The sequence below is a fragment of the Streptococcus mitis genome, from assembly GCF_002005545.1.
Taxonomy (GTDB): domain Bacteria; phylum Bacillota; class Bacilli; order Lactobacillales; family Streptococcaceae; genus Streptococcus; species Streptococcus mitis_I.
In genome coordinates this window covers 1,373,140-1,396,805 of sequence record NZ_LBMT01000001.1, presented here as the reverse complement: position 1 = coordinate 1,396,805, position 23,666 = coordinate 1,373,140, and the positions used below count along the sequence as shown (strand labels likewise).

The 23,666-nt window shown below is 39.8% G+C and carries 22 protein-coding genes; 4 read left to right on the top strand and 18 right to left on the bottom strand.

From position 1 onward, the window contains the following. Nucleotides 1-318: 318 nt before the first annotated feature. Both ptsP and QS39_RS07165 read right to left on the bottom strand, forming a co-directional pair. Nucleotides 319-2,052, bottom strand: a complete 1,734-nt coding sequence (gene ptsP / locus QS39_RS07170) for a phosphoenolpyruvate--protein phosphotransferase (RefSeq protein WP_020902391.1) — start codon at nt 2,050-2,052, stop codon at nt 319-321. A gap of 5 nt (nt 2,053-2,057) precedes the next feature. Then, on the bottom strand, nt 2,058-2,321 hold the full coding sequence (locus tag QS39_RS07165) for a phosphocarrier protein HPr (RefSeq protein ID WP_000146947.1): 264 nt from the start codon (nt 2,319-2,321) through the stop codon (nt 2,058-2,060). Nucleotides 2,322-2,671: 350 nt separating this feature from the next. Between QS39_RS07165 and nrdH the strand changes: the two genes are divergently transcribed. From nrdH to QS39_RS07145, 4 genes are all read left to right on the top strand, one after another. Continuing rightward, complete coding sequence (gene nrdH / locus QS39_RS07160; protein WP_000259240.1) at nt 2,672-2,890, top strand: glutaredoxin-like protein NrdH; 219 nt, start codon at nt 2,672-2,674, stop codon at nt 2,888-2,890. A gap of 80 nt (nt 2,891-2,970) precedes the next feature. Then, nucleotides 2,971-5,130, top strand: coding sequence for a class 1b ribonucleoside-diphosphate reductase subunit alpha (nrdE, locus tag QS39_RS07155; RefSeq protein WP_077805066.1), 2,160 nt, complete (start codon nt 2,971-2,973; stop codon nt 5,128-5,130). A 194-nt stretch (nt 5,131-5,324) separates the two neighbouring features. Then, on the top strand, nt 5,325-6,287 hold the full coding sequence (gene nrdF, locus QS39_RS07150; protein ID WP_077805065.1) for a class 1b ribonucleoside-diphosphate reductase subunit beta: 963 nt from the start codon (nt 5,325-5,327) through the stop codon (nt 6,285-6,287). A gap of 141 nt (nt 6,288-6,428) precedes the next feature. Continuing rightward, nucleotides 6,429-7,196: a DeoR/GlpR family DNA-binding transcription regulator gene (locus tag QS39_RS07145; RefSeq protein WP_077805064.1), complete on the top strand. Its 768-nt coding sequence runs from the start codon at nt 6,429-6,431 to the stop codon at nt 7,194-7,196. Nucleotides 7,197-7,300: 104 nt separating this feature from the next. Here the strand turns inward: QS39_RS07145 and QS39_RS07140 are convergent, their stop codons facing one another. The 16 genes from QS39_RS07140 to recN all read right to left on the bottom strand — a co-directional run bounded on the left by QS39_RS07140 (nt 7,301) and on the right by recN (nt 23,662). Further along, complete coding sequence (locus QS39_RS07140) at nt 7,301-7,558, bottom strand: DUF3884 family protein (protein ID WP_077805063.1); 258 nt, start codon at nt 7,556-7,558, stop codon at nt 7,301-7,303. A gap of 41 nt (nt 7,559-7,599) precedes the next feature. Then, nucleotides 7,600-9,006, bottom strand: a complete 1,407-nt coding sequence (gene lacG / locus QS39_RS07135; protein WP_077805062.1) for a 6-phospho-beta-galactosidase — start codon at nt 9,004-9,006, stop codon at nt 7,600-7,602. A gap of 462 nt (nt 9,007-9,468) precedes the next feature. After that, nucleotides 9,469-11,160 carry a lactose-specific PTS transporter subunit EIIC gene (locus QS39_RS07130; protein WP_077805061.1) on the bottom strand — a complete coding sequence of 564 codons (1,692 nt, stop codon included), beginning with the start codon at nt 11,158-11,160 and terminating at the stop codon, nt 9,469-9,471. Beyond that, complete coding sequence (locus tag QS39_RS07125) at nt 11,160-11,477, bottom strand: PTS lactose/cellobiose transporter subunit IIA (RefSeq protein ID WP_077805060.1); 318 nt, start codon at nt 11,475-11,477, stop codon at nt 11,160-11,162. The genes QS39_RS07130 and QS39_RS07125 overlap by 1 nt, the downstream gene beginning before the upstream one ends. A gap of 35 nt (nt 11,478-11,512) precedes the next feature. Then, complete coding sequence (locus QS39_RS07120; protein WP_077805059.1) at nt 11,513-12,349, bottom strand: PRD domain-containing protein; 837 nt, start codon at nt 12,347-12,349, stop codon at nt 11,513-11,515. A 233-nt stretch (nt 12,350-12,582) separates the two neighbouring features. Then, nucleotides 12,583-13,563, bottom strand: coding sequence for a tagatose-bisphosphate aldolase (gene lacD / locus QS39_RS07115; RefSeq protein ID WP_001229114.1), 981 nt, complete (start codon nt 13,561-13,563; stop codon nt 12,583-12,585). Between the two features lies 1 nt (nt 13,564). Beyond that, nucleotides 13,565-14,494: a tagatose-6-phosphate kinase gene (locus QS39_RS07110; RefSeq protein WP_077805058.1), complete on the bottom strand. Its 930-nt coding sequence runs from the start codon at nt 14,492-14,494 to the stop codon at nt 13,565-13,567. A 10-nt stretch (nt 14,495-14,504) separates the two neighbouring features. Then, on the bottom strand, nt 14,505-15,020 hold the full coding sequence (gene lacB, locus QS39_RS07105) for a galactose-6-phosphate isomerase subunit LacB (RefSeq protein ID WP_001216913.1): 516 nt from the start codon (nt 15,018-15,020) through the stop codon (nt 14,505-14,507). Between the two features lie 30 nt (nt 15,021-15,050). Beyond that, nucleotides 15,051-15,476 carry a galactose-6-phosphate isomerase subunit LacA gene (gene lacA, locus QS39_RS07100; RefSeq protein WP_000029277.1) on the bottom strand — a complete coding sequence of 142 codons (426 nt, stop codon included), beginning with the start codon at nt 15,474-15,476 and terminating at the stop codon, nt 15,051-15,053. A gap of 284 nt (nt 15,477-15,760) precedes the next feature. Further along, on the bottom strand, nt 15,761-16,657 hold the full coding sequence (locus QS39_RS07095; RefSeq protein ID WP_077805057.1) for an aldose 1-epimerase family protein: 897 nt from the start codon (nt 16,655-16,657) through the stop codon (nt 15,761-15,763). A gap of 100 nt (nt 16,658-16,757) precedes the next feature. Then, nucleotides 16,758-18,233, bottom strand: a complete 1,476-nt coding sequence (locus QS39_RS07090) for a PTS galactitol transporter subunit IIC (protein ID WP_077805056.1) — start codon at nt 18,231-18,233, stop codon at nt 16,758-16,760. Between the two features lie 47 nt (nt 18,234-18,280). Then, the gene (locus QS39_RS07085) at nt 18,281-18,586 is read right to left on the bottom strand and encodes a PTS sugar transporter subunit IIB (RefSeq protein ID WP_000590547.1); all 306 of its coding nucleotides are present in this window, start codon (nt 18,584-18,586) and stop codon (nt 18,281-18,283) included. Nucleotides 18,587-18,624: 38 nt separating this feature from the next. After that, nucleotides 18,625-19,101 carry a PTS sugar transporter subunit IIA gene (locus tag QS39_RS07080; RefSeq protein WP_000521972.1) on the bottom strand — a complete coding sequence of 159 codons (477 nt, stop codon included), beginning with the start codon at nt 19,099-19,101 and terminating at the stop codon, nt 18,625-18,627. 261 nt (nt 19,102-19,362) lie between these two features. Then, complete coding sequence (gene lepA, locus QS39_RS07075; RefSeq protein WP_001047207.1) at nt 19,363-21,186, bottom strand: translation elongation factor 4; 1,824 nt, start codon at nt 21,184-21,186, stop codon at nt 19,363-19,365. Nucleotides 21,187-21,264: 78 nt separating this feature from the next. Continuing rightward, complete coding sequence (locus QS39_RS07070) at nt 21,265-21,993, bottom strand: metallophosphoesterase family protein (protein WP_077805054.1); 729 nt, start codon at nt 21,991-21,993, stop codon at nt 21,265-21,267. Nucleotide 21,994: 1 nt separating this feature from the next. Beyond that, nucleotides 21,995-23,662: a DNA repair protein RecN gene (gene recN, locus QS39_RS07065; RefSeq protein WP_077805053.1), complete on the bottom strand. Its 1,668-nt coding sequence runs from the start codon at nt 23,660-23,662 to the stop codon at nt 21,995-21,997. Between the last annotated feature and the right edge of the window lie 4 nt (nt 23,663-23,666).

Below are 23,666 nucleotides of genomic sequence, written 5' to 3'. Positions count from 1 at the left end.
CATCCACTTTCATAAAATTAAACCGATTAAAAATCAAAAAACAAACTAGACTAGCATCTCCAGATATATGAAAACAGCGAATAATTAGGCTGTTTCACAACAAAGCGTTCGCTATATATTTGTTTTCTAAAAGTAATTATTTCTAGAAAATCATCTCAATGATAATTAACAAAAAACTGTAAAAACAAGTTAGGTAAAAACTTAATTTCAGGAGAAAATGAAGCAAATATCCCCACAACAAAACGCATAATTTCTTCAATCCACTACAGTTGACAAAGAGCCAAAAAACCTTGCAACTAGGTTGCAAGGTTAATGACATTAATCGAAGTTAACGTATTCTTTTTGAAGTTCAAGAACTTCTTCCATTGTTGAACACTCTGTAAGGGCACGGTTAGCGTACTCTTCCATCTTAGCAGTATCCAATTTCTTCATCAAGCTACGTGTACGGAGTACAGATGTTGCTGACATAGAGAACTCATCCAAGCCCATTCCGACAAGAAGTGGAACAGCTTTTTGGTCACCAGCCATCTCACCACACATACCAGCCCATTTACCTTCAGCGTGAGCTGCCTTGATAACGTTGTTAATCAAGCGAAGGATTGATGGGTTATATGGTTGGTAAAGGTATGAAACTTGTTCGTTCATACGGTCTGCCGCCATTGAGTATTGGATCAAGTCGTTTGTACCAATTGACATGAAATCTACTTCTTTTGCAAATTGGTCTGCAAGCATAGCTGCTGCAGGGATTTCAATCATGATACCAACTTGGATATCATCCGCAACTGCAACACCTTCAGCAAGAAGGTTTGCTTTTTCTTCTTCATAAACTGCTTTAGCTGCACGGAATTCTTTCAAAAGAGCAACCATTGGGAACATGATACGCAATTGACCATGAACAGAAGCACGAAGAAGAGCGCGAATTTGTGTACGGAACATTGCATCTCCAGTTTCAGAAATAGAGATACGAAGAGCACGGAATCCAAGGAATGGGTTCATTTCATGTGGCATATCGAAGTAAGGAAGTTCCTTATCTCCACCAATATCCATTGTACGAACAACTACTGGTTTACCATTCATTCCCTCAAGAACAGCCTTATATGCTTCATACTGTTCATCTTCAGTTGGGAAGTCTTGAGAATCCATGTACAAGAACTCTGTACGGTAAAGTCCAACAGCTTCTGCACCGTTGTTGTTAACACCTTCAACGTCTTTTGGAGTACCGATGTTAGCAGCCAACTCGAAGTGTTTACCGTCAGCAGTCACTGTTTGAGCATCTTTCAAAAGTGCCCATTCAGCTTTTTGTTTAGCATAAGCTTCACCAGCTGCTTTAAATTCTGCCGCTTGTTCATCTGTTGGGTTGATAATCACTTCACCAGTAATTCCGTTAACGGCAAGGATATCACCGTCTTTCACTACTTCAGTGATGTTATTTGTTCCCAATACAGCTGCAATTTCAAGTGTACGTGCCATGATAGCTGAGTGGCTTGTACGTCCACCGATGTTGGTTACAAAAGCTTTTACAAAGTTTTTGTCCAATTGAGCTGTATCAGATGGTGTCAAGTCATGTGCAATCACGATTACTTCTTCATTGATAGAAGCTGGGTTTGGCAATTTCTTACCAAGAAGGTTTGCCAATACACGTTTTGTAACGTCGCGGATATCCGCTGCACGTTCTTGCATGTATGGGTTATCTTCCATGCCTTCAAAGATAGTGATGAACATGTCAGTCACTTCTTTAAGACCTGCTTCTGCATTGACTTTCTTAGCACGAATTGTTTCTTTAATCTGACCAATCAATTCTGGGTCAGAAAGAACCATCAAATGAGCATCAAAAACTTGAGCCGCTTCTTCACCTAGCGTACCTACAGCTTTCTCGCGGATAAGAGAAAGCTCGTTTTGAGAAGCTTCAAGAGCTACATCCAAACGAGCCTCTTCTGCGTTTGTATCTTCGACTGAAACAGTCTCGAATGACAAATCCGGTTGAACGAGTAGATATGCTTTTGCAACTGCAACACCGTCAGATGCCGCGATTCCTTTAAGCATTTCTGTCATTTTCCTTATGCCAATCCTTCTTTTTCCATTGTTTCTGAGATTGCAGCGATAGCGTCATCTGCATCTGCACCTTCAGCTGAGATAGTTACGTCAGCACCTTGGCCAACACCAAGACTCATAACACCCATGATTGATTTAAGGTTAACTGATTTACCTTTGTACTCAAGAGTGATATCTGAAGCAAATTTGCTAGCAGTTTGTACCAACAATGTTGCTGGACGTGCGTGAATACCTGTTTCTGCCACTACGTGGAAATCTTTAGAAGCCATAGTTTGACTCTCCTTTTGTTCTTTCTTTTTTGAGTTATATGTGATAACCCTTACAATTTGGTATTATATCATCTTCTAGGATTTTTTTCAAGCATTTTATGGGATTTATTCAATTTCCTTTCAGATAACTTGCTGAAAATCTTCTATCCTAGATGACAAAACACAGGATATAGTTTTCCAAAAAACTACTTATAGGATAATTATCACTATTCCATAAAACAAACACTACATATTGTGTTTTGTGACCTTTAGTAGAAAAATAGACCACTATATTTAGTTTTAAATCATTGACAAAAATTTATTTTCTGATATACTAAGAAAGTAATCTATTTTGAAAGAGGAGTTACACAATGGTAACCGTTTATTCTAAAAACAACTGTGTCCAATGTAAGATGACCAAACGTTTCTTGGACAGTAATAATGTCGCTTATCGTGAAATCAATCTTGATGAGCAACCTGAGTACATCGATCAAGTTAAAGAGCTCGGTTTCAGCGCAGCTCCTGTTATCCAAACACCAACTGAAGTCTTTTCAGGTTTCCAACCAGGAAAACTGAAACAATTAGCATAATCTTAGTACATCATCCAGAAGATACTGCTTCTAGGGCTAACTTAGAAGCCTTTCTTTTGTAATTAGATAAGGGAAATTTTATGGGATTAAAACATCTTGAGGACGTGACTTACTTCCGTCTCAATAACGAAATCAACCGTCCTGTTAATGGACAAATCATGCTTCATAAAGATAAAGAAGCCTTGGATGCCTTCTTTAAAGAAAATGTAGTTCCAAACACTATGGTTTTTGATTCAATCAAAGATAAAATCAACTACCTCATTGAACACAACTACATCGAAACAGCCTTTATCAAGAAATACCGTCCAGAATTTTTGGAAGAATTGTCGCAATTTATCAAAGACCAAAACTTCCAATTCAAGTCTTTCATGGCTGCTTATAAATTTTACAATCAATATGCTTTGAAAACCAACGACGGTGAATATTATCTTGAAAGTATGGAAGACCGTGTCTTCTTCAACGCCCTTTATTTTGCTGACGGTGATGAAGCAATCGCAATTGATATTGCCAATGAAATCATCCACCAACGCTACCAACCTGCTACTCCTTCCTTCTTGAATGCTGGACGTGCTCGCCGTGGGGAGTTAGTATCTTGTTTCTTGATCCAAGTAACTGATGACATGAACTCTATCGGACGTTCTATCAACTCTGCTCTCCAACTTTCACGTATCGGTGGTGGCGTGGGAATTTCCCTCAGCAACCTTCGTGAAGCTGGTGCACCTATCAAAGGCTACGAAGGAGCCGCTTCTGGAGTCGTACCTGTTATGAAACTCTTCGAAGACAGCTTCTCTTATTCAAACCAATTGGGGCAACGTCAAGGTGCGGGTGTTGTCTACCTCAATGTCTTTCACCCAGATATTATCGCCTTCCTTTCAACTAAGAAAGAAAACGCCGATGAAAAAGTTCGTGTTAAGACCCTTTCACTTGGTGTTGTAGTACCAGATAAATTCTACGAATTAGCTCGTAAAAATGAAGAAATGTACCTCTTCAGCCCTTACTCAGTAGAGCTTGAATACGGTGTGCCATTCAACTATATCGACATCACTGAAAAATACGATGAATTGGTCGCAAATCCAAACATCCGCAAGACAAAAATCAAGGCGCGTGATTTGGAAACTGAAATCTCTAAATTGCAACAAGAGTCTGGCTACCCTTATGTAGTCAACATCGACACGGCTAACCGTGCAAATCCTGTTGATGGTAAGATTATCATGAGTAACTTGTGTTCTGAGATTCTTCAAGTTCAAGAACCAAGCTTGATCAACGATGCTCAAGAATTTCTTCAAATGGGAACAGACGTTTCATGTAACCTTGGTTCAACCAACGTGGTCAACATGATGACTTCACCTGACTTTGGTCGTTCTATCCGTGCCATGGTTCGTGCCCTTACTTTCGTTACAGATAGTTCACACATCGTAGCTGTACCTACTATTGACCATGGAAATAGCCAAGCTCATACCTTTGGTCTTGGTGCCATGGGACTTCACAGCTACCTTGCCCAACAATTGATTGAATATGGATCACCTGAGTCTGTTGAGTTTACAAGCATCTACTTTATGCTTATGAACTACTGGACTTTGGTTGAGTCAAACAATATCGCGCGTGAACGTGGTATCACCTTCCACAACTTTGAAAAATCAGACTATGCTAACGGAAGCTACTTCAACAAGTATGTAACTGGCGAATTTGTTCCAAAATCAGACCGTGTTAAAGAACTCTTCAAAGATGTCTTTATCCCAAGTGCTGCTGACTGGGCTGAACTTCGCGACAAGGTTCAAGCAGATGGACTTTACCACCAAAACCGCCTTGCTGTAGCACCAAATGGTTCGATCAGTTACATCAATGACGTTTCTGCTTCTATCCACCCGATTACACAACGTATCGAAGAACGTCAAGAAAAGAAAATCGGGAAAATCTACTACCCTGCTGCTGGCTTGTCAACAGAAACCATTCCTTACTACACTTCTGCTTACGACATGGATATGCGTAAAGTGATTGATGTCTATGCTGCTGCGACAGAGCACGTGGATCAAGGACTTTCACTCACCCTCTTCATGCGTAGTGACATTCCAAAAGGTCTTTACGAATGGAAGAAAGAAAACAAACAAACGACACGTGACTTGTCTATCCTTCGTAACTATGCCTTTAACAAGGGTATCAAGTCTATCTACTACGTCCGTACCTTTACAGATGATGGTGGAGAAGTCGGTGCTAACCAATGTGAAAGCTGTGTGATTTAATCTTTGCTTGAGGAAACTACATTTTCTCAGATAAGTGATTCATTCACCCTGCTAAACTAAACAGGAATAAGCAGCTATACTATGGAAAAACAAGAAAGTCGGGCTTCCGACTTTTTGTGCGATACTCCTCTAGAATTATGATAAAATAGAAGTAATTGTGAGTTCGCAATACTAAACACAGAAAGAGATTTCAAATGGAAACTTACTACAAAGCCATTAACTGGAATGCCATCGAAGATGTCATCGACAAATCAACTTGGGAAAAACTGACGGAGCAATTCTGGCTTGATACACGTATTCCTTTGTCAAATGACTTGGATGACTGGAGAAAGCTATCAAATATAGAAAAAGACTTGGTAGGAAAAGTCTTTGGTGGTTTGACACTTTTGGATACCATGCAATCTGAAACTGGGGTTCAAGCCCTTCGCGCAGACATCCGTACACCGCACGAGGAAGCTGTTTTCAATAACATCCAATTTATGGAATCTGTCCACGCAAAATCTTACTCTTCTATCTTCTCTACCCTGAACACCAAGGCTGAGATTGAAGAAATTTTCGAATGGACCAATACCAATCCTTACCTACAAAAGAAGGCGGAAATCGTCAACGAAATTTACCTAAACGGTAGCCCACTTGAAAAGAAAGTTGCCAGTGTCTTCCTCGAAACCTTCCTTTTCTACTCTGGTTTCTTCACTCCCCTCTACTATCTTGGTAACAACAAACTAGCCAACGTTGCGGAAATTATCAAATTGATCATTCGTGATGAGTCTGTTCACGGAACCTACATTGGTTACAAATTCCAACTTGGTTTTAATGAATTACCTGAAGAAGAGCAAGAAAAACTCAAAGAATGGATGTACGACCTGCTCTATACACTTTACGAGAATGAGGAAGGCTACACAGAAAGCCTCTATGACGGTGTTGGTTGGACGGAAGAAGTTAAAACCTTCCTTCGCTACAATGCCAACAAGGCACTCATGAACCTGGGACAAGATCCACTCTTCCCAGACTCAGCAGATGATGTCAACCCAATCGTCATGAACGGTATTTCAACAGGAACTTCCAACCACGACTTCTTCTCTCAAGTCGGAAACGGTTACCTTCTTGGTGAAGTTGAAGCTATGCAAGACGATGACTACAACTACGGTTTAGACTAAGTCAACAATTTCAGAAGTGATATCAATATCATGGTTTGTTTAAAACAACCATGATATTTTTGTTTTTGTTTTCTTTTGTTTTTTAAATTGATTGATTGAATACTTTATGATAAAATAGTAATAGAAATAGAGGTGATAACGATGCTAAAGCAGGAAAAACTAGATAATATTCTAGAAACGGTAAATACAAAGGGAACTATTACTGTAAAAGAAATCATGGCTCGCTTAGATGTATCAGATATGACTGCTAGACGCTACTTACAAGAGTTGGCTGACAAGGATTTACTTGTTCGTGTGCATGGAGGAGCTGAAAAAATTCGTACAGGCTCCATTTTAAACAATGAACGTTCCAATATTGAAAAACAAAGCTTACAGATTGCAGAAAAACAAGAAATCAGCCGTTTTGCAGGCCATTTAATCGATGAAGGGGAAACCATTTTTATCGGACCAGGGACAACCTTGGAATCTTTTGCCCGTGAACTTCCAATCGATAATATTCGTGTTGTGACAAACAGTTTACCAGTTTTTCTCATCCTAAACGAACGAAAACTAACAGATTTGATTTTAATTGGTGGGAATTACCGCTCCATCACTGGAGCCTTTGTGGGAACACTAACCTTGCAAAACTTAGCCAATCTCCAATTTTCTAAAGCTTTCGTTAGCTGTAATGGTATTAAGGACAATGCGATTGCGACCTTTAGTGAAGAGGAAGGCGAATCTCAACGCATCGCCCTCAATAATTCCAATAAAAAATACTTACTAGCTGACAATAGTAAGTTCAATAAGTTTGATTTTTACACCTTCTACAATATCTCTGATATTGATACCATCGTTTCAGATTCTAAACTGAGCAAAGAAACGTACGACCAGCTTTCAAAACAAACAAAAATTATTCTTTCTAAACCATAAAACTGAGGATTGATAAAAAATAAAATGCGTCATATCAAGAAAATAAGAATCTTGATATGACGCATTTTTTGATGAAGATTTTTACTAGGAGTTTCCTAGATTCTTTATGATTGTTGAAACGGCATAAAATCTGAATCAAAGGAGATATTATCCCATTCTTCAGGATTGATAAAATTTAAAAAGATATTTTTAAATTCTTCCAGCTCATAGTCTGAATGGCAAATCCATTCTTTACCGGTAGAGACATACCATTTCCCAAGTTTTTTCAGCTCCTCATTAGTCAAACAAGGTATTTGAGAACATTTATCAAAATTGATAATATAAACTTTTTCATAAATAGATTGGATAAAATCTTTGAACATCTTTTGCCTCACTATAATTCTATATCTAATTACTAATTCTACTAGTCTATAATCTGACTTTCCGCTACTTTCTTGTACCAGTGAGCTGATTTCTTAGGATAACGTTCTTGGGTTTCAAAGTCTACATAGAAGAGACCGTAACGTTTTTCATAACCGTTTGACCATGAGAAGACATCCATTAATGACCAAATGAAGTAACCTTTTACATTCGCTCCATCTGCAATAGCATCAGACAAGACTTCCAAGTGTTGTTTCACATAATCAATACGGCCATCATCGTAAACAGTGTTATCGACGAACTCATCTTTATAACCAAGTCCATTTTCAGTGATGTAGATTTTCTTATAGTTCGGATAATCTTTCTTCACTCGCATGATTTGATCATACAAACCTTGAGGATAGATAATCCAATCCCAATCCGTACGTGGTACATAGTCAGGAGCTACACGACGACCAACACCTTTGATTTGGTATTTAGAGCTTCCTTTCTCACCCTTACCATTATGGATGATTTCTGTTTCGCCATCAAAGGCTTCCATCCAGTCACTCATATAGTAATTGATTCCAAGGAAGTCGTTCAAGTCTTTCGCAGCTTCTAATGCTGTAAAATCTTCTTCACGAAGATCCAAGCTACCACCATTGGCAGCCAAGATAGCCTCTACCCCTGCCAGAGTCTTTTCAGAGTAGTGACCCAGATAAGTTGCATCCAAGATAAATTTGTTATGGATAATGTCCTCCAACTCTGCCGCAATAACATCTGCTGGATTTTTAGGATCTAAAGGATACTTGGTTGGCAGTGCGTGAACAACACCAATTTCACCTTTATAACCTTTATCTTTAAATAGCTTGACTGCACGCGCATGAGAAACCATCATATTGTGGTGCGATTGGAAAACTTTGGCAAGGTCGTACTGAATACCTGGAGGGAATTTCCCAACCAAGTATTGACCATCACCGATTGGTCCAATTTCATTGAAAGTTGTCCAATAGTTGACTTCTGGGAATTCTTCAAAACAGAAAGCCGCGTAGTCTACAAAGTGTTCGATATTTTCACGGTTTAAGAAGTCTCCATTTGAATGTAGAGCTTCTGGCGTATCAAAGTGATGAAGAGTTACAAAGGGCTCAACATGACGTTTGTGACACTCTGCAAATAAATTATGATAAAACTCAACACCTTTCTGATTTACTTGACCGTAACCGGTTGGGAAAATACGTGACCAAGCAATAGAAATTCGAATACCATTGACACCATACTCTTCTGCTAGCTTGAGGTCAACTGGATATCGATTGTAAAAATCACTGGCTGGTTCTGCAGTGTACCAGTAGTTATCTTCAAGATATTTATCCCACGCTACTGGTCCTTTTCCATCGGTATGCGTAGCGCCTTCTGCTTGATAGGCAGCTGTTGCGCCACCAAAAATAAAGTCTTTTGGAAGTGTTTTTGTCATTTTTTTCACCTATTTCTTGATTTAAATAAAGTAAAAGTGAGAGGAGAGGAGTCAGTGAGCCATCCTTCTCCATCTCACTTCTTGTACCAAGTCACCAAATTGTGACATGAGGGGGTAAAAACAATATCTTTTTACCGACGAATTAACAAAGCGATTATGAAATTCGCCATAGCGATTTCCGTAACGAGAGGAGACTGTTTCACAGTCCCTATTATTAATCGAATTGTGACATGAGGAGGTAAAAACGATATCTTTTTACCGACGAATTAACAAGGCGATTAGGAAATTCGCCATAGCGATTTCCGTAACGATAGGAGACTATTTCAGAGTCCCTATTATTAATCGAATTGTGACATGAGGAGGTAAAAACGATATCTTTTTACCGACGAATTAACAAGGCGATTAGGAAATTCGCCATAGCGATTTCCGTAACGAGAGGAGACTGTTTCACAGTCCCTATCGTTAATCGAATTGAGCTTGTACGAATGCAAGAGCACCTTTTCCATCACGAGTTAATTTGATGTATTGAGCGCCTTCTGTTTTCGCAAGTTTAATACCAAGTTTATCAGTTTCTGCTTTCATGTCTTCAAAGTTTGAAGCAACTTGAGGTGCAAGGATAACTAGATCAAACTCTGGCAACATTTCACGGTGAGCACCATAACCACCTGCTGCTGCTTTCACAGGAACATTGTACTCTGCAGCTGCCTTATTCAAAGCATTTGCAAGGAGACCACTTGTACCTCCACCAGCACAGAGAACGAGGACATTTGTTTCTTCAGTGATTGTATTTTGAGCTGCATCGACACCCGCTTTTTCAAGAATAGCATCTGCTTTTGCAGTGTTGAAGTTTGCAGCAACTTTTTCTTTCAATTCATCATTAGATTTACCTGAACGTTCTTCTTCAAGAATTTGTTCATCATAGACCTTAAGGAATGGATAGTAAATGACTACGTCAACCACGATTAGAAGAGCAGCAAGAGCGAATGATAAGAACTGGAAGTTTGTACCAAGGACAATCCCCAAAGGTCCAGGAGTAACCCATGGAAGGTTGGCGGTAAATGAGTTCATGCCAAGTGTTTCGATAAAGAACTTAAAGATCCAAACGTTTGCAATTGGTGCAAAGATGAATGGGATAAAGAAGATTGGGTTCAATACAAGCGGTGCACCAAACAAGATTGGTTCATTTACACCAAAGAAAGTTGGAACTACTGAAGCACGTCCGATTGCACGGTTACGTTTTGATTTTGTTAACCACATGAACATGAATGGAACAACCAGTGTCGCACCAGTACCACCCATGGTAACGATAAACATTTGTGTACCAGAAGTAAGAATCTTGTCAGCGTGCATACCTTGTTGGAGAAGGTTCAAGTTGACTTCGGCATTGGCATAGGTAATAGCTGCGATAGCTGGTTCAACGATAGATGGACCATGGATACCAACAAACCAGAAGAAGGCAAAGGCACCAAAGATAATGGTAATACCTAGGTAACCATCAGCTGCAGAGAATAATGGAGCAAAGAATTTACCGATTGATTCAGCTACGCTTGCACCAACAAAATGACGAGCTAGTAAATCAAGAGCATAAAGAGAAACCACTGATAGAGTGAATGGAATCACATCTTTAAAGACTTGTGAGATATTTGGTGGAACTTCGTCAGGCATACGAATAGTGACGTTGTTCTTAACACAAACCTTATAGATTGCTACAGTAACAAAGGCAGCAAGGAAGGCTGAAAGCAAACCTTTTGTTCCTAGGAATCCTGTTGCAAAGCCACCTTCAATTGGATCAGCTGCCAACATCAATAATCCAACAATAGCAGCTAATAGAGTTGACATATAGTTGATTTGGTTGGTTTTTTCCATGCTACGGTTAACAGAGTCTGTTAATGATTTAGCAGTCGTACCAGCTAGCAAAAGTGCGAGAATACCCATTGAATAGCTATAAGGTTTCATCAATAGAGCCACTACTTCATCAGACCATTGGAAGCCCCATGAGTTTGGTACAAAGGCGATTAAGATAAAGATACTTGAGAAGAGAATAACAGGCATACCTGCGATAAATCCATCCCGAATAGCACGAAGATAGATATTACGAGATAATTTCTCAAAGAAAGGTTTTCCTTTCTCGATAAATGCAATTAGTTTATTCATTATTTAACTCCTCTCTTGTACAGTTCAATTAAATGGTGCATCAAATCTTTTAACAAGACAGTTGTCATCAAGTGGTCTTGGCCATGCATCATGGTCACACTATACGCTAAGTCCTCACCAGAAGCTTCCTTAGTCAATAGACTTGTTTGCGCGTGGTGAGCCTCTGCAATACAGCTACCAGCTTCCTCTACCAGATCGTCCGCTTTTTCAAAATCACCAGCTTCAGCAGCCTTCAAGGCTTCCAAGAGTTTTGAACGAGCGTCGCCAGCATAGGCTACGATTTCAAAACCTAACAATGTTACTTCTTCTCTATTCATGATAGAATTCTCCTTATGTATTTTTAATTACATTTTTATGACAATAAACGTTGGATATGTAGAACTAGATAAACTCGTTCACTTTTATACAAATCAAGACCCGTATGTTGCGTAATCACATCATAGATCTTGGAACCAATCTCGAAGGCTTTTGGATAGGATAGTTTAATATGTTCTTCCATATCCAGAAGTGATTGGTTATCATCTCTAGATCTGTCTAAATAATCCAAGAAATAATTCAAATGAATCATAAAACGATCATAGAAATGGTTATTCTCTTTAGTTCGTTGAATTGCATAGTCCGTTAAAACTTCTTCAACATTCCTGAGAATTTCTTTCCTCTTATCAATCGACTCAACCACTTCCACTTCATTCTCGCCTTCGGCGTTAATGAAGTGATAAGCAATCCGAATAATTTCGTCCTCAGGAAAATGATCTGCTAGCTTCTGACGGTAAATTTCAAATGCTTCATTTGCGATTTGAAAAGCGACAGGATACTTAGTGGAAATATCTGGCAGATTACTATCCTTGTACCTTCCTTGTGCTAGAGCTTGGTAAGAACAATAAATATGATCTGTCAAGGTTACGTAGAGATACTCTTGAATCGGATAATGATATTTCTTTGATAGCTTATCAATGATTTCATAAGTCACTGTTATAAAATCAAGCGGAACATCTTTGAGAAGAGCCATAAAGTTTTCTCTTGACTCTTCAGTCTTCATCCGAAAGATTTTCTCAACCTGATGTTCAGCAATCAAGTCTCCCTTCTTCTTTCCAAATGCAATCCCCTTACCAATCACAATCACCTCTTCTCCTTTATCATTTCTGACAAGCGAAACATTGTGATTTATTGGATTTAGAATTCGATACATGTCAACCTCCTTTTAAATCTTAAAGGTATATGAGTACAAAAAATGACCACAAATGAACTAGAAAATCATCCGATTTCTAATTCACCTGTGATCATGCCTAATATTACTTAGTAACACTCACCTTGTATTAACTTGTGATTTAAGTATAGCACAAGTAAGTCGTTTTGTAAACCTTTACATACAACTTTTTTAAAATTTTTTTAGATTCATGTTCCTAACCTAGGAGGACTTGCTTACACGCGTTCTTTCCATGAAGTTGCTGTTGTTTGAAGAACTTTGTTGAGTTCGTCAATGTTTTCAAAACCAGTTGTACGAAGCCATTCGCGAGCTGCTGCTTCACCATCTTTGATGTAAGCTTCAACTGATCCAGCCCATGTAGCACGGCCACAAAGAACTCCATTGAAGTTTGCACCTGATTCATGAGCAAATACAAGAGTATCTTGGAAGAGTTTAGCTGATACACCAGCACTCAAGTAGATGTATGGCAAGTTAGTTGCTTCATCTTGTGCTTTGAAGAAGGCTGCTGCTTCTTCACGTGTGTAAACCACTTCACCCTCAGCAAAGCCTTCAACATATTTAATGTTAACAGGAACTTCTACTTTCAAGACATCAATGTTAAAGCGTGGGTCTGAGAAGACTTTCATAGCACCGATAACTTTGTGTGGTTTTACTTTCGCGTATTCTACTGAACCGGCGTCCGCAATTTTTTCATCGTAAGCAAGGATTTCAAGGAAGAATGGGATATCTTCAGCCACACATTCAGAACCGATACGTTCGATGTAAGCTTGTTTTTCTTGGTTGAGTTCGTCTGAGCTATCTACATCATAGTAAAGCAAGAATTTAACTGCATCTGCACCTTCTTCTTTAATACGTTTTGCAGACCAAACATCCAAGCAGTCTGGCAAGCGTTTTGTGCTTGTTGTGTCATAACCTGTTTTTTCATAAGCAAGGAGAAGACCAGCTTTTTCATCAAGAGCTTTAGTCGCTGGAAGTCCATATTCAGGGTCAAGAAGCATAGATGAAGCGTATTTGGTCAATTCATCTGCAACCAAGACTTTCAGTTCTTCCATTTGAGCAACAGTTGGTTCTTCTGTTTGGTGTTGAGCCATGAGGCGTTTCAAAGCACCACGTTGGTCAAAAGCAAGAGCTGAGATGATACCATTTTCATCAGAAAGTTTTTCTAAGCGTGCACGTTTTTGTTCTGTTAAAGCCATTTTATACCTCTTTTACTATTAATTGATCATATAGAGCTTGATAGTTGGCCATGTTGACATGACCGGTCATTTTTTCTTGAGCATTGAGCATACCAAGGACATTTGCCTTGATGAGTAATTCTGCATCCGATTCTTTATGAAGTAAACCTGAAGAAATTCCAGCAACTGTAGAATCTCCAGATCCAACAGGGTTGACTACCTGAATGCTAGGAATATCTACCTTGTAGAAAGTGTCACCATGTTTGGCAAAAGCACCGTTGGCACCAAGTGAAACGATAATCCATTCAATACCTGCAAACAAAGGTTCTTGAAGGACTTCTTTTAATTCATCCAAATCCTCAGAAACTTCTCTTCCAAGAAGCTGAGACAATTCCTCATTATTTGGTTTGATGACTGTTGGTTTATGTGGTGATTCAAGAACCGCCTGAAGTGCTCTACCAGAGCAGTCCAAAACAACAGGCTTGCCAGCTTGGTTAGCAAGTTCTACCAAGCTCGCATAGTAATCAACTGGAAGTCCAGCTGGCAGACTACCTGAGATAGCTACTACTTCAACTGACTCCAAGAGTTTTTTGAAATGTTCCAAAAAGTCTTGACCTTCCTGTTCCAATACTTCAGGACCTTTTTCAAGAACTTCTGTTTGGTTATCTCCGTGAAGAATAGCGATACAGTTACGAGTTTCTCCCTGAATTGAGAAGAAATCTTTCTTTACTTGATCATCGATATGTTCAACCAAAAACTCACCAAGTTTACCACCAACTAAACCAGTAGCAAGAACAGAATCTCCAAATTCTGAAAGCACTCGGGTAACATTGAGGCCCTTACCACCAGCCGTTTTGGTTACATCCACCACACGATTGACAGTATCAATCTTTAACTCATCCAAGGGATAGGAAATATCAATGGATGGGTTCATTGTGACTGTTAAAATCATAGGTCACCTCTTAGTCGTGGTATTCTCCTCGATCCCATTTTTCAAGGAATTCAGTGAAGAAGTTTGCGTCTGTTTGTTGAGCATTGTGACTTTCAACGTGTTCAATTTTCGCAATCAATTTCTTGTTTTCTTCAGATGGTTTATATTCAGCATGGATGAAAGCTTCGATGATGTCACACATGAGCAATTCACCAGTAATCTTACCACCAAAACCGATAACATTGGCATTCAATTGTTCTTTAGCATAAAGGGCTGTTGTCATATCACGAACCAAGGCAGAACGGACACCTGGAACTTTATTTACAGCGTTGTTGATACCAACACCAGTACCACAGATACATACTCCAAGATCAGCTTGACCGCTAGTTACAGCTTCACCAACTTTTTTACCAAAGATTGGGTAGTGAGTACGTGTATGGTCATATGTACCAAAGTCAATGACTTCATATCCTTTTGATTTCAAAAATTCTGAAACCGCCATTTTTTCATCTGTTACGATGTGATCACATCCAATTGCAATTCTCATTTTTAACTTACCTTTCTTACTGTAATCTAATTAGCACATTTTGTTCAACATATCAACACGAATCTGGTGACGTCCACCGTCGTATTTACCGTTAACAAATCCTTTAGCAATGTTTTTAGCCAATTCATCACCAACAAGTTGTGCACCCATAGTGATCATACGTGAGTTGTTGTGGCCACGAGTCATATAAGCTGAACGTTCGTCAGAAACTTCTGCAGCAACCATTCCTTTGATTTTTGTTGCAACCATGAAAGGACCAGCACCATAAGCATCAATCACGATACCAAGGTTTTGTTCTTCTTTGTTTACTTCTGCAGCAACAGCAAGAGTCACATCAACAAAGTCTTGACCTTCAGCTGTAACATCCACAACGTGGAAGTTTTCTTTTTCCAAGAAGTCTTTCACAACTTCTTTCAATCTCAAACCTGCAGCATCTGCACCGATAACAATAGACATATTGGATACTCCTTTTATTTTTCTAGGCTAGTAAAGACTTTTATGGTTAGCAGTTTACCTACAAAAGCTTTCTAGCAGTTTATTGACAAATTGGATTGAATGAGATGAATGACACCTTATTCAAGTTTAGGAAATCAGTTTCCTAGAAATAATCTTTCTCTACGAAAGAGAATATAACAAGTGATTGTTTGTTTGTTACAAACATCATTTGTTACTTACAAACATAATATACTCCTATTTCCAGAAAAAGTCAACAGTTAATGTTTGTTTTTGTTCTTTTTTGTCTAAAAGATTTCGATATCAAAACCAATTTGATCCACTTGACCAGGCTCTAGTAGGCGAACGTTTTTCTTATCTTCTAGATGATCTCCTTCTTCAAGGGATGTTGACAAGCCAGACCATGGTTCAAAAGCAATGAACGGTCCTTTGTTCAAAGTTGACCAGATGATGAGGTTTGGAAACTCTGCAAAGTGCACTTTTAATCCCTTATCATGTTTGCGAGAACGAAGGGCAATTGTTCGAGATTGCAATTCATCCAAAGTCACTGCATCTGTGCTGAAAAGATCATAGCTGAGGTCTAATTCTTTTTGACCTTCTAGCCATGGTCTTCTATCTTGGAAATCCAACATACCTGTTTCTGGGAAAGGACGTGGAACAGAGCAAGTCTCTTCTTTCTCAAACTCTAAATAGTAATCTTCATAGACTTCATCATCCAGTAAAGGACAATTAAATCCTGGATGTCCACCAATAAAGTAAGGCATGACCTTGCTAGTTTCTTTATTGAAAATCTTGTATTGAGTTCGTACTGTCTTTCCAGTAAGGCTATAAGTGATTTCTAGGCGGAAATGATAAGGATAGTTCTGATAGCTATTCTCATCGTCTTCAATTGCAAAAGTTACACTCTGATCCGTCTGTTCAACTAATTCAAATTCTTTCTTACGAACCAAACCATGACGAGGAATCTTTCCTTGACTTTCTTCTCCCTTATCATCTATATAGAGGGCTGCATCCTCTCTCAAAGAACCACAAATAGGAAAGAGAACAGGAGCTTGTCCACTCCAATAAGTGGCATCTCCTTGCCACAAATATTCAAGTCCCTCAGCATCTTTTATAGAAGAAAGAGCCCCACCAAAACTGTTAAATTGAACTCTTAATTGTTCTGATTTTAATTCAATTACCATTATTTTCTCCGATTTCTTGATAGTTTATAAAAAACTAGGCTGTCACTCCTAATGGATGTCGACAACCTAGCTTTAACAATTTACATTTTATAGGAGCGCATTATTTTGCTTTCGCTGCGTACTCTTCGTTACGTTTGATCATTTGTTTTCTGTACCATGCAAAGATACCGATATAGAATACAAGGAAGACTACAGCACCAAGGATTGCTTTGATATCACCTGTTGTAGTGTTACCAATTGTCCAACCAAGAAGTTTTTCGATTGGTCCTTCAAGAGTTGAGTGAGTGATCAATTGAGTTTCGCTCACACCTGCTGGGAAGGCACCTACACCTTTAGCAAGTTCTGTTGCAAATGGTGCAATAAGTGTACCTGAAAGAAGGAAGAGTGGCAACAAGAGTGTTCCGAAGATGATCATACGGAGCAATTTACCACGAGTTACAACCAAGAGAGCTGGAGTAACACCCATAGCGATGATACCTGCAAGTGGCAAGATACCATTTCCGACTTTTGAAAGAAGTACTGCTTCAATCAACATGATTGGTGCAAGTACGTTAGCACAAGCCCAGATTTCAGCACGACCAGCGATGAATGGCCAGTCAAGACCGATGTTGAATTTACGTCCTTGAAGACGTTTAGTAGCAACGTTTGTAATACCTTGTGATAGTGGTTCTACGGCTGCGATGAACCATGAACCGATAAGTGAGAAGAGTTCCAAAGATACACCGGCAGTCAAACCAAGAGACAACCATCCTCTGATAACAAGACGCCATTTATCTGCATCTGCAACCCCTGCAATTGGATGTGGAGTTCCCATAATACCGATAACGATACCAAGAATGAAACCGATAAAGAATTTAGAACCCCAGAAACCGATTTTCTTGTTCAATTTAGCAGCATCAAAGTCATATTTATCAAGGCCTGGGAAGAATTTTTCAAAAATCTTATCCAAAACCATGATAACTGGGTTCATCATGTAGTTCATGTGAGTTGATGTCATTGGTGATGAACTTGGTGCGTTAAGAAGGTCATCAAATGTAGGTTTCATCAAGTCAGAGTTGATAATTTTCAACACACCAACAAGTACGATAGCTGCTGTAGCAATCAAGAGTGAAACCCCTTGGCTCACACCGTTGTTGTCAGCATACCATTTAATCAAAAGACCTGTGATAGACAAGTGCCAGATATCGAAGATATCAACGTCAAGTGTATCTGTTTTCTTCATGGCTAGCATCACTATGTTGACAATCAACATGATGAGCAAGAAGTATAGTGTCCAAGCAGAACCCCAAGTAATTGTTGCAAGTGGTGCCCAACCAACGTCAGTGATACTCAATTGGATACCAGTGTTTTCAACAAATTTTGCTAGCGACGCTGAGAAAGCAGTGTTTAGCATACCGATGATGGCACCGATACCTGTAAGAGCAATGGCAAGTTTGATACCACCTTCAAGCGCTTTGGAGAATTTCACTCCAAAAAGTAGAGCCAATATTGTCAAAATGATCAACATGATGACAGGACCACCCATATCTAAGACGGGTGTGAAAACCTCTTTGATTAGGTCAAAGATTGCATCCATAACAGTTCCTCCCTTTTTTATGTTATATGAATGTTAACAAATTAAAATTAGCTTAACCCGTGTTCTTTGATAGCTGCTTCAATATTGTCAAATACTGGAGCACTCATAGCTGGGATACGGAATAAGATTGGTCCAGCTTCGATAACTGGAATACCTGGGTCAAAACCAAGGTCTGTCGCAGCAATTGGTGTAAAGATGTCATAACCTTTTATAAGATCTTCGTTAACATCTTTGACCATGACCGCATCACAGTGAACATCAAAACCGCGGTTTGAAAGTTCTTCTTCAAGAGCACTTTTAATTTGGTGGCTTGAGTTAACACCTGCACCGCAGGCAGCAAGAATTTTAATCATATGGATTTCCTCCGATTTAATATTTTTAATAGACAAGATTAAGCGATTGCTTCAGCAATATAAGCATAGAGGGCTTCTGGTTCAGAAATTTTTGATAGGTCTTCAAGATGACCATTTCCAGTAAAGAAGTCCATCAACTGAGCAAGAATGTTTGTTTGACTTGAACTTGAGTTATTAATGATAAAGAAGAGTAAAGATACTTCTACTTCCTTATCTGGCGCAATCATGTTGTGGAAAGTCACTGGTTTATCTAATCGAACGACCACAACTTTTTCGGCTAGATTATGAACAATATCTGTATGAGGAATAGCCACATTCGGCAAATCCTTACCCAAAAATTCCATATCTAAGCCAGTTGGAAATGACTTTTCACGCGTAATCAAGGCTTCACGATAAGTTGGAGTTACGATTTCTCGTTCTTCCAATAAAGTTGCAACCTGATCAAAGAGATGTTCTTGATTATCCGCTTCTAAGCAAAACACAAGGTTTTTGTCAAAGAAATGATCTAATCCCATAAGGTTTTCCCTTCTTTCCATTAACTTTACGATATAAGTATAACACTATATGAAACCGTTGTCAACGATTTTCTGTTGTTTTTTGTCTCTTTTTTTATATTTTTGTTGTTTTTATGGTTTGTTACATAAAAACAAACACATAAACAAACACTTCAAACATTTTTTCTGTTCTAAAAATTAAAAAAGCAGACCATTTAAGCCTACTTTACGATTGATTATTATATAAATTTCCTATGAAGAAGGAAAAGCAATTATGATAACTTATTCTTCATCCATGCTCAAGACGCTAAGGAAGGCTTCTTGTGGAACTTCTACTGATCCGATAGCTTTCATGCGCTTCTTACCAGCTTTTTGTTTTTCAAGGAGTTTACGCTTACGAGAAACGTCACCACCATAACATTTAGCAAGTACGTTCTTACGAAGGGCCTTGATATCCGTACGAGCCACGATTTTGTGTCCAATTGCTGCTTGAATCGGAACTTCAAATTGTTGACGAGGGATGATTTTCTTGAGCTTATCAACAATGAGTTTCCCACGTTCGTAAGCAAAATCCTTGTGAACGATAAAGCTGAGGGCATCCACCTTGTCTCCATTGAGAAGGATATCCATTTTCACTAGCTTAGATGGGCGGTACTCTGACAATTCGTAGTCAAAGCTTGCATAACCACGAGTTGAAGACTTGAGTTTATCAAAGAAGTCAAAGACGATTTCAGCAAGTGGAATTTGATAGATAACATTGACACGATTGTCGTCAATATAATCCATAGTCACAAAGTCCCCACGCTTACGTTGAGCTAATTCCATCACTGCTCCGACGAACTCTTGCGGTACCATGATTTGCGCTTTAACATATGGCTCTTCAATGGTCGCAATCTTGGTTGGGTCTGGGAACTCAGATGGGTTAGACACATCCATAGACTCCCCGTCGGTCAAATTAACCTTATAGATAACGGATGGAGCTGTCATGATGAGGTCAATGTTGAACTCACGTTCCAAACGCTCTTGGATAACATCCATATGGAGTAGTCCAAGGAAACCACAACGGAAACCAAATCCAAGTGCCTGAGATGTTTCTGGTTCAAACTGAAGACTAGCATCATTCAGTTGCAATTTTTCAAGCGCTTCACGTAGGTCATTGTACTTGTTTGACTCAATTGGATAGAGACCCGCAAAGACCATAGGATTCATCTGCTTGTAGCCATGTAATGGCTCTGCCGCAGGATTGGTTGCCAAGGTAACAGTATCACCCACACGAGTGTCTTGAACCGTCTTGATAGAAGCCGCAATATAACCAACGTCACCAGTCGCAAGGAAATCACGACCAACTGCTTTGGGTGTAAAAATACCGACTTCGGTCACATCAAAGGTCTTGCCATTGCTCATAAGCTGAATCTTATCGCCAGGTTTGACCACTCCGTCCATGACACGCACTTGGAGGATCACCCCACGGTAGGCATCGTAAACAGAGTCGAAAATCAAGGCCTTAAGTGGCGCCGTCACATCACCCGTTGGTGCTGGCACTTTTTCTACGATTTGCTCAAGGATTTCCTCGATACCAATTCCAGCCTTGGCAGAAGCCAAAACTGCTTCACTGGCATCCAAACCAATGACATCTTCAATCTCTGTACGCACGCGCTCTGGATCTGCAGCCGGCAGGTCAATTTTGTTAATGACTGGCATGATTTCCAAATCATTGTCCAAGGCCAGATAAACGTTGGCAAGGGTTTGAGCCTCAATCCCTTGAGCAGCATCAACCACCAAAATCGCTCCCTCACAGGCAGCTAGCGAACGCGAAACTTCATAGGTAAAGTCTACGTGCCCCGGCGTGTCAATCAAGTGGAAAATATAAGTTTCCCCATCTTTTGCAGTATAATTCAGCTCGATAGCATTGAGTTTAATGGTAATCCCACGTTCTCGTTCTAGATCCATGCTATCCAAAAGTTGGGCCTGCATTTCACGACTTGAAACCGTCTCTGTTTTTTCCAAAATGCGGTCTGCTAGAGTCGACTTTCCGTGGTCAATATGGGCGATAATAGAGAAGTTACGGATCTTCTCCTGTCGTTTTTTCAATTCTTCTAAGTTCATGATTCTCTTCCTTTCAGGGTATCTATTTATTATAAATTGTTTTTGACATTTTGACAAGACCATACCCTGCTAGGAGTACTAATCTTCAGCAACAAAGCCGTCATTTTCGATAAAGTGGTGTTCTGTCATTCCTTGGTCTGTAAAGACAATCCCGTGAAGGACACCACCATAGACAGCTCCTCCATCCATTCCAACCTTGCCATCTTCTGTAGTCCAAAGCTCAGCTGTACCACGCTCTTGCTTTAACAAACCATAGACCGGTGTATGGCCAAAGACAATAGTTTTCCCAGTATGATTTTCTGCTTCGTGGAATGGTTTTCTAAGCCAGACTTTTTTATAATCTGTGGTTTCACGCCAGTCATCCAAGGTCAAATCAATACCTGCGTGAACAAAGATATACTTGTCTGTCTCTACTACAAATGGCATTTGACGAATAAATTCGACCAAATCTGCCGCTTCAGTAACAACACGTTTGGCATCTTCTACTCCATCAACTGGGGCATCCAAAGGACGACCTAGGATAGAGTTAATGGTTGTATCTCCACCATTGCGACGATAGTGGTCATAACTTTCTTCTGGGTCATCAAGCCAAGTCAAAAACATATACTCGTGATTTCCTGACAAACAGATAGCCCCTTGATTATCGACCAAGTCCTTAACCGTCTCTAGGACACGGCGACTATCTTCACCACGGTCAATCAAGTCCCCTAGAAAGAGCAACTGGGTCTGACCATCCCATGTTTTGAGAAGGTCTTTCAGCATCCCTGCTTTTCCATGAACATCTCCAATTACATAATAGTCTGTCATCTTATTTCTCCCTGTTTCTCAACAATTCTCTGGCTTGCGTCAGGGCGGCTTCTGTGACATCATCACCTGCCAACATCTTAGCAACTTCTTCCACTCGCTCTTCAACCGTCAAGAGACGAACAGTCGAAACTGTTGAATGGTCATTGCTAATCTTCTCAATAAAAAATTGATAATCTGCAATCGCAATCACTTGTGGCAAGTGGGAGATAGCTAGAACCTGACCATGTTGGCCAATCTTGTGAATCTTCTGCGCAATGGCCTGAGCTACACGACCTGAAACTCCTGTATCCACTTCATCAAAGACAATACTTGTCTTACCTTCTTTACGTGAAAAGGCAGACTTAATGGCTAGCATGAGGCGAGACAATTCTCCGCCAGATGCAACCTTAACCAAGGGTTTAAAGTCTTCGCCAGGGTTGGTTGAAATGTAAAACTCAACCATTTCATTGCCCTCACGACTGAATTTGCCCTTGCTAAAACGAACCTGAAACTGGGCTTTTTCCATATACAGGTCTTGCAGTTCTTGTTTAATCTCTGCTTCTAGCTGCTGGGCCAAGTCATGACGAGCAGATGCAAGTTGACCTGCCAAATCGACAAGATTGACTTCCAACTTCTTAAGCTCTGCTTCCATGTCCTCAGACGAAAGGTTATTACCTGTCAAGAGATTGTATTCTTCCGTAATCTTTGCAAAGTAAAGCAAGACATCGTCTACAGTCCCACCATATTTACGCGTAATGGTATGAAGGAGGTCCAAACGATTCTCAACCTGCATAAGCCGATTGCCGTTAAAATCAAGGTCCTCAATAATAGCTTCCAGACGTTTGCTAATGTCTTCTAAGACATAGTAAGTCTCAGACAAAGAGCTTGAAATTTCACGGTATTCAGGGTCGTACTCTTCAACACTTTCCATGTCATTCATGGCCGAACGAACATTGGCCAGACTCGAGAACTCTTCATTGTCCAACATACTATAGGCATTGGTCAGCGTATCCGCAATATTTTTATGATTGAGAAGTTTATCACGCTCTTGATTGAGAGCCAGGTCTTCTCCAGCTCGCAAGTTTGCTGCCTCAATCTCTGCCATTTGAAATTCCAACATTTCAATACGAGCCTTGTGTTCCTGTTGGTTTTTCTTGACTTCCAGAACCTGCTTGCGCATTTTACGGTAGGCATCAAAACTCGTTTGATAGGTTTCTTTCAAGTCCCAAAAGGCTGCATCGCCGAATTCATCCAACATTTGAATATGAAGTTGAGGACGCATTAACTCCTCTTGGTCATGCTGACCATGAATATCTACTAGATGTTGTCCAATAGCACGCAAAACAGATAGATTGACCATCTGGCCATTCACACGGCTGATACTACGACCATTTTGCAAGATCTCTCGACGGATGATAATCTCATCACCCATTTCCAAACCTTGCTCATCAAAAATTTCCTGCAAAAGGCGACTATTTTCAACGGAGAATAGCCCCTCAATCTCTGCCTTTGGCGCACCATGACGAATAACATCTGTCGTCGCACGAGCTCCCAACATCATATTCATGGCATCAATGATAATCGACTTCCCTGCACCCGTTTCACCAGTCAAGACAGTCATTCCCTTTTCAAAATTGAGGGAAATAGCCTCAATAATGGCAAAGTTTTTTATCGAAATTTCAAGTAACATATAG

Excerpts from the sequence above, each read along its gene's own strand:
- QS39_RS07165 (WP_000146947.1), bottom strand. The coding sequence starts at position 2,321 with ATGGCTTCTAAAGATTTCCACGTAGTGGCAGAAACAGGTATTCACGCA.
- nrdH (WP_000259240.1), top strand. The coding sequence starts at position 2,672 with ATGGTAACCGTTTATTCTAAAAACAACTGTGTCCAATGTAAGATGACC.
- QS39_RS07110 (WP_077805058.1), bottom strand. The coding sequence starts at position 14,494 with ATGATTTTAACAGTCACAATGAACCCATCCATTGATATTTCCTATCCC.
- QS39_RS07090 (WP_077805056.1), bottom strand. The coding sequence starts at position 18,233 with ATGGATGCAATCTTTGACCTAATCAAAGAGGTTTTCACACCCGTCTTA.
- lacB (WP_001216913.1), bottom strand. The coding sequence starts at position 15,020 with ATGAGAATTGCAATTGGATGTGATCACATCGTAACAGATGAAAAAATG.
- QS39_RS07140 (WP_077805063.1), bottom strand. The coding sequence starts at position 7,558 with ATGTTCAAAGATTTTATCCAATCTATTTATGAAAAAGTTTATATTATC.
- nrdE (WP_077805066.1), top strand. The coding sequence starts at position 2,971 with ATGGGATTAAAACATCTTGAGGACGTGACTTACTTCCGTCTCAATAAC.
- QS39_RS07070 (WP_077805054.1), bottom strand. The coding sequence starts at position 21,993 with ATGACAGACTATTATGTAATTGGAGATGTTCATGGAAAAGCAGGGATG.
- QS39_RS07125 (WP_077805060.1), bottom strand. The coding sequence starts at position 11,477 with ATGAATAGAGAAGAAGTAACATTGTTAGGTTTTGAAATCGTAGCCTAT.
- lacA (WP_000029277.1), bottom strand. The coding sequence starts at position 15,476 with ATGTCTATTGTTATCGGTGCAGATGCTGCAGGTTTGAGATTGAAAGAA.
- recN (WP_077805053.1), bottom strand. The coding sequence starts at position 23,662 with ATGTTACTTGAAATTTCGATAAAAAACTTTGCCATTATTGAGGCTATT.
- nrdF (WP_077805065.1), top strand. The coding sequence starts at position 5,325 with ATGGAAACTTACTACAAAGCCATTAACTGGAATGCCATCGAAGATGTC.
- QS39_RS07120 (WP_077805059.1), bottom strand. The coding sequence starts at position 12,349 with ATGTATCGAATTCTAAATCCAATAAATCACAATGTTTCGCTTGTCAGA.
- QS39_RS07130 (WP_077805061.1), bottom strand. The coding sequence starts at position 11,160 with ATGAATAAACTAATTGCATTTATCGAGAAAGGAAAACCTTTCTTTGAG.
- lepA (WP_001047207.1), bottom strand. The coding sequence starts at position 21,186 with ATGAACTTAGAAGAATTGAAAAAACGACAGGAGAAGATCCGTAACTTC.
- ptsP (WP_020902391.1), bottom strand. The coding sequence starts at position 2,052 with ATGACAGAAATGCTTAAAGGAATCGCGGCATCTGACGGTGTTGCAGTT.
- QS39_RS07080 (WP_000521972.1), bottom strand. The coding sequence starts at position 19,101 with ATGGGATTAGATCATTTCTTTGACAAAAACCTTGTGTTTTGCTTAGAA.
- lacD (WP_001229114.1), bottom strand. The coding sequence starts at position 13,563 with ATGGCTTTAACAGAACAAAAACGTGCACGCTTAGAAAAACTTTCTGAT.
- lacG (WP_077805062.1), bottom strand. The coding sequence starts at position 9,006 with ATGACAAAAACACTTCCAAAAGACTTTATTTTTGGTGGCGCAACAGCT.
- QS39_RS07145 (WP_077805064.1), top strand. The coding sequence starts at position 6,429 with ATGCTAAAGCAGGAAAAACTAGATAATATTCTAGAAACGGTAAATACA.
- QS39_RS07095 (WP_077805057.1), bottom strand. The coding sequence starts at position 16,657 with ATGGTAATTGAATTAAAATCAGAACAATTAAGAGTTCAATTTAACAGT.
- QS39_RS07085 (WP_000590547.1), bottom strand. The coding sequence starts at position 18,586 with ATGATTAAAATTCTTGCTGCCTGCGGTGCAGGTGTTAACTCAAGCCAC.